A 12,807-nucleotide genomic window follows, 5' to 3' on the forward strand; every position below is an offset into this window, starting at 1 on the left:
AAAGGTGTTTAAATTTATGGAATATAATCTAAAAATTAATAAAAAAAGACTAGTAATAGGTATGAGTGGTGCAAGTGGTGCCATATTAGGCATTGAAATATTAAAAACACTAAAAAAATATCCTGATTGGGAAAGTCATTTAGTAATTTCTAGAGGTGCAGAACAAACTATACTTGAAGAAACAAATTACAAATTAACAAATGTAATTAACCTCGCAGATAAAACTTATTCACCAAAAGATATTGGTGCAAGCATAGCTAGTGGTACCTTTAGAACTGAAGGTATGGTGATAATTCCTTGTAGTATGAAAACTGCTGCCGGTATTGCATGTGGTTATTCTGACAACTTACTTTTGAGAGCTGCAGATGTTACTATTAAGGAAAGAAGAAAATTAGTATTAGTACCTAGAGAAAGTCCCCTAAGTACAATTCATTTAAGAAATTTACTTTCCTTATCTGAACTAGGTGCAATTATTGTACCTCCAATGATGTCATATTATAATAAACCTGCTAGCATAGAAGACTTGAATACACACATTATTGGTAAAATTCTAGATAAATTTCACATTGAGGTAAATGGATTTAATAGATGGGGAGAAAACGCCATCTATTAAATATTCGGAGGTTAATAAGTGTACGATTTAAGTATAGAAAAAGGTAGAATAAAAATTAACTTAAAAGCTATTTTAATAGGAAAAGATTTATGTATTATAATTTCAGGCGGAGATAGCCCTCACATAGGTTCTGTAACTTTAAGTGTTCCTAGGCCTAGTTTATCGGATTTTAATAAGAATAGTGCAACAACATCTATTTTAAATTTATTGGGACATAAAGATGATGAAGCTGCAAGATATGTATCTCATACCATTTCTTCAAAATTAAATAAAAATGTAGTTGTAACTTGCGGTATTCATATTGACAATATAACAGTTGAAGAAATTAATATGGTTATGGATATTATAAATCAATTAACAAACATATTATTGTCAAAACTTTCATCATAGTTATCTGCTTAAACATACAAAACATTTTCTGGAACAAAATTATTTTTACAAAAATTACAATGTAATACACTCAATACTGCAAATAAATATAATTTAACTTAAAATTAAATTATACTTAAAATTAAACTTATTGAATTTTGAGTATAGTTGATGTAAAATATAGTTTGTGTTTGTCCAATTATGACAAATTATTCAATACTATAATGAAAATGGAGTGATTTTGTGGAAAATGGAAGTATGGCAAAAAAAAATTCATTGAAAGTCAAAATAACTGCCAGTGCAGTTGTTGTGCTTTTAGTAGCTATAGCAATATTAACTACTATAATTTTTTATGTTGCAAGTAACAAACTGAAGAGCGAAGTTGAACAGCAAGGAATAAGCTTAGTTAAAGAAATAACTTCAGAAATGGAAACTAATAAGGCTATGTCAAATCAAATAGATACTGTTTTAGGTGATAAAATGACTTCAGTAGGCTATTTAATAGGTCAAAATCCATCAATATCCGATGAATATTTAAAGGAAATAGCCTCAAAAATAGGTGTTCAAGAAATAGACATAGCTAATGCTCAAGGAATTATAACACATTCTAATATGCCTGCTAATATTAATTTCAATTACAAAGATAACGCCAATGTGCAAGCAATATTGAAAGGAAAGCAGGAAAAAGCTGTAGAAGCTATAAGAAAAAGTTCATATATAGGTGATGGTAACTATTATAAATATGGTGAAGTAGCCATACCTGGCGGCGGAATAGCTCAAATAGGTATTATAGCAAACGAAATAGCAAAACTTAATGATTCTATAAGTGAACAAAATCTTGTTAACAGATTATTAAAAGGTTCAAATATAGTTTATGCTGCTACTATGGATAAAAATGCAAAGGTTACTGCCCATAGTGATAAGAGTAAAACTGGAACCATTTTAGCAGATACAGGAAGTAAATCTGCAATTCAAGAAGGAAAAATAAGTTCTTATGTGAAAAGTTATAATGGACATGGAGTGTATGATATTACAATCCCATTACATAGTGGTGAAAATGTAGCAGGAGCTGTACAAATAGGAATTTCCTTGGCAAGCCAAAATGCAGCATTAAGAAACATAGCTATAATCTCCTTAGTGGTAGCATTATTGGCAGTTATACTAGGAGGATTTATAATAATAACAATAGTATCTAATAATCTAAAGCCTTTAGCTAAACTTGCTGAAGTTGCAGAAGAAGCAGCAAAAGGAGACCTTACTAAATCCGTAGAAATTAAGTCACAGGATGAAATAGGAATGGTAGCTGCAAGTTTTAACAACATGATTGAAAACTTAAGAAATATTAATAATAAGATAAATAACATGTCACAAAATATTGCAGCATCATCAAGCAATCTTTTGTCATCTGCACAGCAAGCAGCAGAAGTATCAGAAGAAATCTCAAGCTCCACAGAAGAAGTTGCTGATGGTGCAGAAAAACAAGTTAAAGCTACAGAGGAAATATCTATTTCCTTAAAAAAAGCTGTAGATAATATGACATCTATAAGGGATCAAGTTAAATCAGTAGTAGAGTTTTCTGAAAATACAAGCAATCTTGCTTCTGATGGAAGAGACAAAATGAATAGTATGGTAACCCAAATAGGTGTCATAAAAGATAGCGTTCTTTATTCATCAAAGGTAATTATAGAACTTCAAGAAACTTCTAAACAAATAGGAAATATAGTAGAACTTATAGATGGTATAGCTGATCAAACTAATTTACTTGCTTTAAATGCCTCAATTGAAGCAGCCAGAGCTGGAGAAGCTGGTAAAGGCTTTGCTGTAGTTGCTGATGAAGTAAGAAATCTTGCAGAAGAATCAATGAAATCTTCTAATAATATAAAAGAATTAATAGCTGCAACTCAAAGTAAAACAGAAAAAGCTCTTTCCTCCATCGAAGAAGGAACTAAGGAATCCATAAGAGGAGAAGAAATTGTAACAGTAGTAGGAGAATCTCTACACGAAATACTAAAATCCTTTAATGATACAAAAGAGTACCTTGAAAAAGTTAATTTGATGGTAGAAGAATCAACCAATAGCATAAATCAAGTAAATGAAAATGCAGATGAAATTCAAAATATATCTACAAACACTGCTGCAAGTACAGAAGAAATAGCAGCATCTACTCAAGAACAATCTGCTGCACTTCAAGAAATATCCCGTAATGTGCAAGATCTTTCAACTTTAGCGGGAGATTTGGAAAACAGTATAAAGATATTTAAACTTTAGAAAATTATACTGTTAATATCAATAATGTAAAAAACTTCACCCTGTAAGATAGACATATACTAGTGCTATCCTGCAGGGTGTATTTTATACATTTTTTAGTATAATTACTATTTCTCTCTCATCAAAAAACATTTACATACATTTGTTTTATTTCACTTATTAGTGGATACCTTGGATTTGCTCCTGTACATTGATCATCAAAAGCTTCTTCTGACATTTCATCTAAAGTATCATAAAATCTTTTTCGTGTAACTCCTGCTTGCTCTATAGTCTTTGGAATATTTACCTTTGATTTCAATTCATCTATGGCCTCTATTAATAATTTAATTTTTTCATCCTCAGTATCTCCACCTAAATGTAGATAATCAGCTATTCTAGCGTACCTCCATTTAGCATTTGGATATTTATATTGAGGAAATGCTGTCTGCTTTACTGGAGCATTCACTGCATTAAACTTTATTGTTTCATTTATTAATAACCCATTAGCAATTCCATGAGGTATGTGGTGCATTGCTCCTAATTTATGAGCCATAGAATGACATACTCCCAAAAAAGCATTAGCAAAAGCCATACCAGCCATTGTTGAGGCATGAGCCATTTTTTCTCTTGCTTTTATATTAGTAGTACCTTCTTCATAAGCTTGAGGTAAATATTTAAATATCAATCTAATGGCTTCTAGTGCTAAACCATTAGTATACTCTGATGCAAGAACTGATACATAAGCTTCAATAGCATGAGTTAATGCATCTATACCTGATGCTGCTGTTAATCCTTTTGGCATATTCATCATAAGCTCAGCATCAACTATAGCCATATTGGGAGTTAATTCATAATCAGCTAGTGGATATTTAACCCCTGTTTTTTCATCAGTTATTACTGCAAATGGAGTTACTTCCGAACCTGTGCCGGCTGAAGTTGTAACAGAAATCATCATTGCTTTTTCACCCATCTTAGGAAAAGCATATACTCTTTTTCTTATGTCCATAAATCTCATAGCCAGGTCTTCAAATCTTACTTCTGGATGTTCATACAGTACCCACATAATTTTAGCTGCATCCATAACTGATCCACCACCAACTGCTATAATAGTATCTGGATTATAATTCATCATTTCCTTAGCACCCTTTCCAGCTGTCTTTAAAGTTGGATCTGGCTCTACATCTATGAACACTTTAAAATCAATATCTATTTCCTCAAGAATAGATACAACTTCATTAATATATCCTAATTGATAAAGTACCTTATCTGTAACTATAAATACCTTTTTCTTATTCATATCTTTTAACTCTCTAAGAGCCACAGCTAAACTGCCATATTTAAAATAAATCTTTTGTGGAACCCTAAACCAAAGCATATTTTCTCTCCTCTCAGCTACACTCTTTACATTTAGTAAATGTTTTGGTCCAACGTTTTCTGCTATAGAATTTCCACCCCAAGAACCACATCCTAATGTTAATGAAGGTGCTAATTTAAAATTATATAGATCTCCAATAGCTCCTTGTGATGAAGGCATATTTACTATTGTTCTTCCTGTTTTCATTGTTATACCAAACTTTTTTATTTTATCCTTTGATGTCATAACATCTGCATATAACACTGATGTATGACCGAACCCACCTAATTCTACAAGTCTTTCTGCCTTAAGTAGAGCCTCATCAAAATTTTTAGCTTTATACATAGCTAAAATTGGTGATAATTTTTCATGAGCAAAAGGTTCCTCAAGTTCTACCGATTCTACTTCTCCTATAAGTACTTTAGCCGTTTTAGGGACTTCAATTCCAGCAACTTCACCTATTTTATAAGCTGGTTGACCAACAATATTAGAATTTATACTTCCATTTATTAATATTATTTTTTTCACTTTGTCTACTTCGTTTTTATCAAGTATGTATGCTCCCCTCTCATAAAATTCCTTCTTAACTTCATCATATATTGATTCCAATACTATTACTGACTGTTCAGAAGCACAAATCACTCCATTATCAAAGGTTTTTGAAAGCAATATTGAATTCACTGCCATTTTTATATGTGCAGTTTCATCAATTATAGCTGGTGTATTTCCAGCACCAACGCCTATTGCTGGCTTACCTGATGAATAAGCAGCCTTTACCATTCCAGGACCTCCAGTTGCAAGTGTTAAATCGCATTCTCTCATCACTATTTGTGAAAGTTCAATGGATGGTTCATCTATCCATGAAATAATGTCTTCTGGAGCCCCAGCATTAACTGCTGCTTCAAGTATTATCTTAGCTGCAGCTATAGTTGAATTCTTTGCTCTTGGATGTGGTGAAAATATTATACCATTTCGAGTTTTTAAAGCTATTAGCGCCTTAAATATTGCTGTTGATGTTGGATTGGTAGTTGGGACTACTGCTGCAATAACTCCTATTGGCTCTGCAACTTTAGTTATACCAAAAGCTCTGTCTTCTTCTAATATTCCACAGGTTCTTTCATCCTTGTACTTGTTATATATATATTCTGAAGCAAAGTGATTTTTAATAACTTTGTCTTCCACAATTCCCATTCCACTTTCTTCTACTGCCATTTTTGCAAGTTTTATTCTAGCATTATTAGCTGCCATAGCTGCTTGCCTAAAAATTTCATCTACTTGTTCTTGAGTATAATTAGAAAACTTTCTTTGAGCAAGCTTCACTTCCTGTAATTTTTTCATTAATTCTTCAACATTGCTTACTTTCACAGTAACACCTCTTTCACAATAAAAAATTGTAATCTCATTTTCTACTTAAATGTAAGATAAAATTATCATGTAAATGAATAAATTTTAATTAATACAAATTTATTGTTTCTCTCCTTATTTGTTGTTATTCATTTAAAGAACAACAAAAATGGTGTTTTAAAATTTCTTTAAAACACCATTTTATATTCACTTATTTATTTTTTCTTTTTTCTTTAGTTACTGCAACTTCCTTAAGTGCTGCAGTTTTATCAAAAACATTTATATATATTTGTTTAAGTTCGCTTATTAATGGATATCTTGGGTTAGCTCCTGTACATTGATCATCAAAAGCTTTTTCTGACATATCATCAAGAGTTGCATAGAAACTTTCTTCAGTAACTCCAGCTTCTTTTATAGTCATTGGCATATTAACCTTTGCTTTTAAATCATCTATAGCATTAATTAATAATTGAACTTTTTCATCATCTGTTTTTCCACCTAATCCTAAGAAGTTAGCAATTTTAGCATATCTAGCTTTAGCATTTGGATATTTATATTGTGGGAATGCTGCTTGTTTTCTTGGATTATCTACTGCATTAAATTTAATAACTTCATTTATTAATAATCCATTAGCAACTCCGTGTGGTACGTGATGCTGTGCTCCTAGCTTATGTGCCATTGAGTGACATACTCCTAAGAATGCATTAGCAAACGCCATACCAGCAATACATGAAGCATGACCCATTTTTTCTCTTGCTTCTTTATTAGTTGGACCTTCGTTATATGCAAGTGGTAGATATTTAAATATTGTTTCTATAGCTTCTAATGCTAATCCATTTGTAAACTCAGAAGCCATTATTGATACATACGCTTCAAGAGCATGTGTTAATGCATCTATACCTGATGCAGCCGTTAATCCTCTTGGCATACCCATCATTAATTCTGCATCAACTATAGCCATATTAGGAGTTAAAGCATAGTCAGCTAATGGATATTTCTGTCCTGTTTTTTCATCAGTAATAACTGCAAAAGGAGTAACTTCTGAACCAGTACCAGCTGATGTTGCTACTGATATCATCATAGATTTTTCACCCATCTTAGGGAATGTAAATACTCTCTTTCTTATATCCATAAATCTCATAGCAAGGTCTTCAAAGGCTACTTCTGGATGTTCATACATTACCCACATAATTTTAGCAGCATCCATTGCTGATCCACCACCTACAGCTATAATTGTATCTGGTTCAAAACTTAATAACTGTTCAGTACCTTTTTTAGCTGTAGCTAAAGTTGGATCTGGTTCAACATCTGTGAATATTTTATAAGCAACACCTATTTCATCAAGAACTTTTGTAACTTTATCAACATATCCTAATTGATAAAGAACTTTATCTGTTACTATGAATGCTTTCTTCTTATTTAATTCTTTAAGTTCTTTTAATGCAATCGGAAGGCATCCATATTTGAAGTAAACTTTTTCTGGAACTCTAAACCAAAGCATATTTTCTCTCCTCTCAGCTACACTCTTAACATTTATTAAGTGTTGTGGTCCAACGTTTTCCGATACAGAGTTTCCTCCCCATGTACCGCAACCTAATGTTAGTGAAGGATTCAACTTAAAGTTAAATAAATCACCTATACCACCGTGTGATGAAGGAGTATTTATTAATGTTCTACAAGTCTTCATAGTAGCAGCGAATTTTGCTATTTTATCTTTTTCTTTCATATCATCCACATATAATGATGAAGTATGTCCATATCCACCGTGTTCAACAAGTATTTTAGCTTTTGCAAGTGCATCTTCAAAGTTTTTACCTCTGTACAACCCTAAAACAGGAGATAACTTTTCATGTGCAAATGGTTCTTCAAGTCCAACTGACTCAACTTCACCTATAAGAACTTTAGTTGTTTCAGGTACTTTTACTCCTGCAAGTTCAGCTATTTTGTAAGCAGGTTGTCCAACAATTTTAGCATTTAAAGCTCCATTTATTAATATTACGCTTCCAACCTTAGACACTTCATCTTTCTTTAAAATATAAGCCCCTCTATCTTCAAATTCCTTTTTCACCTTATCATATACTGAATCAACCGCTACAACTGATTGTTCAGAAGCACAAATCATACCATTATCAAAAGTTTTTGAAAGAAGTATTGAGTTTACTGCCATTTTAATATCAGCCGAATCATCAATTATAGCTGGTGTATTACCAGGACCAACACCTAATGCTGGTTTACCTGATGAATAAGCAGCTTTCACCATTCCTGGACCACCTGTTGCAAGGATTATATCAGCTTCTTTCATTACTACTCCTGAAAGTTCAACTGTTGGTTCATCTACCCATCCAATTATTCCTTCTGGAGCACCAGCTTTAACTGCCGCATCAAGTACTATCTTAGCTGCAGCTATAGTACATTTTTTTGCTCTTGGATGAGGTGAAAAAATTATACCATTTCTAGTCTTTAATGCTATTAAAGCTTTAAAGATTGCCGTGGATGTTGGATTTGTTGTTGGAACAACCGCAGCAACAACTCCTATTGGTTCTGCAATTTTAGTAAGACCAAAGGCTTCATCTCTTTCTATAACACCACAAGTTTTTAAGTCTTTGAACTTGTTATATATGTATTCTGAAGCAAAGTGATTTTTAATAACTTTATCTTCAACTATTCCCATTCCACTTTCTTCTGCTGCCATTTTAGCAAGCGGAATTCTAGCATTATTTGCTGCTATAGATGCTTGTCTAAAAATTTCATCAACTTGTTCTTGAGTGTAAGTAGCAAATTTCTTTTGAGCACTTCTTACTTCTGCCATTTTTTTCATTAATTCTTCAACGTTTGTAACTTTCATCAAGGACACCTCTTTCTTATTTTTAACAAAATATTTTCAGAATAGTCTTTTAATTAAAAGTAATGTGTTTTACTTTAATTCATTTTTATGATTTTTGCTTTTTTATGACATTTATTTTGCTGTTTATTATTATGCATTATAGTTTATTATTTGTCAAATATTTTTTTATTTTTTTGAAAAAAACATTGTTTTTGTATATTTTTCTACAAATTACGTCTATTTTTTACTTTTTTATCGTTATTTTTTTAACAATTGTAATGTCCACTATAGGTAATATTTATCACTTTTATGCATTTTTTGTAATAGTAATAATGACTATTATTCGTGTATTTTATTCATTTTTCTGTATTCTTGAATAATTTCATTTTACATATTCGTAAAAACATGTTTAACAAAGATTCTATATTTTCTTGATATTTATTGTTATTTTTTAATTTGTTTGTATATAAAATAACGACTATACTAAAGCAAAATAGAGCTGCAATTGATTTCAACTGCAGCTCATTGCTAATTTTAAGATATCACTAATATATTAAGCCATCTTCAATTCTTCAACAAACTTTCTTACATGGCTTATTATGTCTTCTTTATTTTTTCCATTTTCTATTTTTTTAATTACTGCACTTCCTACAATTATTCCTTCACAATATGGTTTAAATCCTGCAGCCATTTCTGATGATGATATTCCAAAACCCAATGCTTTAGGAAGATTTGTATATTCTGAAATTGTATTCATGTACTCTTTCACGTTTGTACTTATATCATTTCTTACACCTGTAACTCCATTTACAGAAACACAATATACAAAACCTCTGGCATCTTTAACAATATTTTTTATCCTTTCTTTAGACGTAGGTGCTACAAGAGGAATAATATCCACGTCATATTTTTCTCCTATAGTTATAATATCCTTTCTTTCCTCTATAGGGAGGTCAGGTATTATAATACCATCTATGCCGCTCTCATTAGATTCTTTCATAAATTTCTCCATACCATATTTAAATATTGAATTGTAATAAACAAGATATACTAGAGGAATTTGTGTTTTTTTTCTTATTCTTTTTACTGTATCCATTATCTTTACTATTTTAGCTCCATTTTTAAGTGCTCTATTTGAAGACGCTTGTATTGTAACTCCATCAGCCAAAGGATCTGAATAAGGTATTCCAAGTTCTATTATATCTGCTCCAGCTTCTTCCATAGCAAGTACAATATCTATAGTAGTATCTAAATCAGGATCTCCAGCTGTTATAAATGGTATTAATGCCTTTTCTCCATTTTTTCTTAATTCATTAAATTTTAAATCTATTCTATTCATTACAATTCTACCCCCATTACATTTGCTATAGTGTTTATATCCTTGTCTCCTCTTCCAGATAAATTAACAATAATGATATTATCCTTATTGAGCTTAGGTGCTAATTTCATTACATAAGCTATTGCATGAGAACTTTCAAGAGCTGGTATTATTCCTTCAATATGCGATAAATAATTAAAAGCTTCTAGTGCTTCTTTATCCGTCACAGCTTCATAACTTGCTCTTTTACTATCATAGTAATATGCATGTTCTGGACCTACCCCTGGATAATCAAGCCCTGCAGATATTGAGTAGGCTGGAAGTATTTGTCCATCTTCATCCTGTAATACATAAGTCATCATGCCATGTATCACTCCTATAGAACCTTTTGATATAGTAGCTGCATGTTCATCTGTATCCAAACCTCTACCAGCGGCTTCTACTCCTACTAATTTTACAGAAGTATCGCATACAAAGGGATAAAAAATTCCCATAGAATTACTTCCACCACCAACACAAGCAACCACATAATCAGGTAACTTGCCTTCTTTCTCTAATATTTGTTTTCTAGCTTCATCCCCAATTACCCTTTGAAAATCTCTAACCATAGTTGGATATGGATGTGGTCCCATTACAGAACCAATTACATAAAATGTATTATCTATATTTGATACCCAATCTCTCATAGCTTCATTTACTGCATCCTTAAGAGTACCTGTACCTGTGGTTACTGAACTTACTTTAGAACCTAATATCTTCATTTTAAATACATTAAGAGCTTGCCTTTCAATATCCTCTTTTCCCATAAATATTTCACATTCCATACCAAACATAGCCGCTGCTGTAGCTGTAGCCACACCATGTTGACCAGCACCTGTTTCAGCTATAACTCTCTTCTTACCCATTCTTTTAGCAAGTAAAACTTGTCCTAAAGCATTATTTATTTTATGTGCTCCTGTATGATTTAAATCTTCCCTTTTAAGATATATCTTAGCTCCTCCTAACTCCTTAGTTAAGTTCTTTGCAAAATACAATGGATTTTCCCTTCCTACATAATCTTTAAGATAATACTTATATTCATTCATAAATTCTTTATCTTGTACCGCTTCATTAAATTCTCTTTCCAACTCTATAAGAGCATTCATTATAGTTTCTGGTACATATTGTCCTCCAAATTTTCCAAATCTTCCATTCATAAAAATTCCTCACTTTCATTTATGTTTATATTAAATTTCTTTTCCTATACCATGTTTTCTAACTTTATCTATGAATTGTTTTATTTTTTCAAAGTTTTTTATTCCATTTTCCTCTACACCACTTGATACATCTACTGCATAAGGTTTTACAATTTTTATAGCCTGAGTAATATTATAAAAATTCAATCCACCTGCTAAAACTACTTTCTTATTTATATTTAGATTATTGAGTATCTCCCAATTAAAGCTCATTCCTGTACCACCAGAACTTCCCTTCACACCACTGTCTATAATTACTGCTTCAACATCATATCTGCATATTTTATTTATTTTATTTTCATAAAACTTAATCTTAACATCATCTTTTAGATTATGAGATACATCAATACTTATGCTTTTCCATATTTTAAATGGAAATAGTTTCTTTATATAATTCTCATCTTCCATGCCATGTAACTGTATCACATCTAATTTTAAAACTTCTGCTGTATTTCTTACTTCTTCCAAAGGATTATTTTGAAAAACCCCAACTCTTTTTATATTTTTATCTAATTTTTCTATAAGCTGTGCTCCGAGTTCTAGATTAATTTGCCGCTTACTTTTGCAAAATACAAGTCCTGCATATTCAGGCTTTAATTCATTTAAAAATTCTACATCTTCAATTCGTCTTATTCCACACACTTTTACTGAAGTCATATGATACTCCTTTTCTAAATACACTAAAGTAATTTTTTTGACTGCTCAATAAACTCACTTAACTTGTTTACATTTCCAATATTCCTCATAAAGGTTTCTCCTATAAGTACTGCATTTACACCTAATCCTTTTAAATATCTTATATCCTCTGAAGTCTTTATAGCACTTTCAGATACTACTAAAATTTCAGAAGGAACATTCTTTATAAGTTTTTCTGTATTTTTTAAATCCTCTGTAAAGTCTTTTAAATTTCTATTATTTATGCCTATAATTGAACAACCACTTTCTACAGCTATTTTAAGTTCTTGTTCATTATGCACTTCCACTAAACATTGAAGTCCAAGGCTCCTTGCTAAATCATAGCATTCTTTTAATTTATGCTTTAATATAGAAACTATAAGCAAGATAGCATCTGCACCTATAGCTTTTGATTGATATATTTGATAATCATCAATTATAAAATCCTTTCTTAAAATAGGTTTTAAATTTACTTTTTTAACATCATTTATGTAACTATCATCTCCTTTAAAAAAATTCTTTTCAGTAAGCACTGACACTGCATCTATACTTATGTTTTCATATATTTTAGCTATTTCAATATGATTAAAATTTTCTAAAATAACTCCCTTTGAAGGAGATGCTTTCTTTATTTCTGCAATAATTGATATATCTTCATTGCTAATTGCTTTTTTAAAATCTCGTATAACTACATCACTGCATCCTTCCATAACTTTATTTAAGGGCATAATTTCTTTTTCTAATTCTATCTGTTTACTTTTATATGCTACTATTTCATCCAGTATCATTGTTGTATCAATCCTTTCCAGATACTTAATTAATTTTATA

General features: G+C 31.1%; 9 protein-coding genes. 3 read left to right on the top strand and 6 right to left on the bottom strand.

Features of this window, described 5'->3' with window-relative positions:
• The first annotated feature begins 16 nt into the window (after positions 1 to 16).
• The 3 genes from Q6H37_RS15250 (at position 17) to Q6H37_RS15260 (ending at position 3,250) form a co-directional block, all read left to right on the top strand.
• On the top strand, positions 17 to 613 hold the full coding sequence (locus Q6H37_RS15250; RefSeq protein ID WP_318733638.1) for a UbiX family flavin prenyltransferase: 597 nt from the start codon (positions 17 to 19) through the stop codon (positions 611 to 613).
• 18 nt (positions 614 to 631) lie between these two features.
• Positions 632 to 1,003, top strand: a complete 372-nt coding sequence (locus Q6H37_RS15255; protein ID WP_318733640.1) for a hypothetical protein — start codon at positions 632 to 634, stop codon at positions 1,001 to 1,003.
• A 222-nt stretch (positions 1,004 to 1,225) separates the two neighbouring features.
• Positions 1,226 to 3,250 (top strand): methyl-accepting chemotaxis protein, encoded by a 2,025-nt coding sequence (locus Q6H37_RS15260; protein WP_318733642.1) that lies wholly within the window; start codon positions 1,226 to 1,228, stop codon positions 3,248 to 3,250.
• A gap of 121 nt (positions 3,251 to 3,371) precedes the next feature.
• Here the strand turns inward: Q6H37_RS15260 and adhE (Q6H37_RS15265) are convergent, their stop codons facing one another.
• The 6 genes from adhE (Q6H37_RS15265) to trpC form a co-directional block, all read right to left on the bottom strand.
• Positions 3,372 to 5,948 carry a bifunctional acetaldehyde-CoA/alcohol dehydrogenase gene (gene adhE, locus Q6H37_RS15265; RefSeq protein WP_318733643.1) on the bottom strand — a complete coding sequence of 859 codons (2,577 nt, stop codon included), beginning with the start codon at positions 5,946 to 5,948 and terminating at the stop codon, positions 3,372 to 3,374.
• Between the two features lie 190 nt (positions 5,949 to 6,138).
• Entirely contained in the window at positions 6,139 to 8,772 is a 2,634-nt protein-coding gene (gene adhE, locus Q6H37_RS15270; RefSeq protein ID WP_318733646.1) for a bifunctional acetaldehyde-CoA/alcohol dehydrogenase, read from the bottom strand.
• Between the two features lie 532 nt (positions 8,773 to 9,304).
• A complete protein-coding gene (trpA, locus tag Q6H37_RS15275) occupies positions 9,305 to 10,090 on the bottom strand; it encodes a tryptophan synthase subunit alpha (protein WP_318733647.1) in 786 nt (261 codons plus the stop codon).
• The gene (gene trpB, locus Q6H37_RS15280) at positions 10,090 to 11,265 is read right to left on the bottom strand and encodes a tryptophan synthase subunit beta (protein WP_318733649.1); all 1,176 of its coding nucleotides are present in this window, start codon (positions 11,263 to 11,265) and stop codon (positions 10,090 to 10,092) included. Before trpB ends, trpA begins: the two co-directional genes overlap by 1 nt.
• A 30-nt stretch (positions 11,266 to 11,295) precedes the next feature.
• Positions 11,296 to 11,961, bottom strand: coding sequence for a phosphoribosylanthranilate isomerase (locus tag Q6H37_RS15285; RefSeq protein ID WP_318733651.1), 666 nt, complete (start codon positions 11,959 to 11,961; stop codon positions 11,296 to 11,298).
• Between the two features lie 23 nt (positions 11,962 to 11,984).
• On the bottom strand, positions 11,985 to 12,767 hold the full coding sequence (trpC, locus tag Q6H37_RS15290; protein WP_318733653.1) for an indole-3-glycerol phosphate synthase TrpC: 783 nt from the start codon (positions 12,765 to 12,767) through the stop codon (positions 11,985 to 11,987).
• Positions 12,768 to 12,807: the final 40 nt, after the last annotated feature.

Source organism: Clostridium sp. JS66 (genome assembly GCF_033561535.1).
Classification (GTDB): Bacteria; Bacillota; Clostridia; order Clostridiales; family Clostridiaceae; genus Clostridium_AM; species Clostridium_AM carboxidivorans.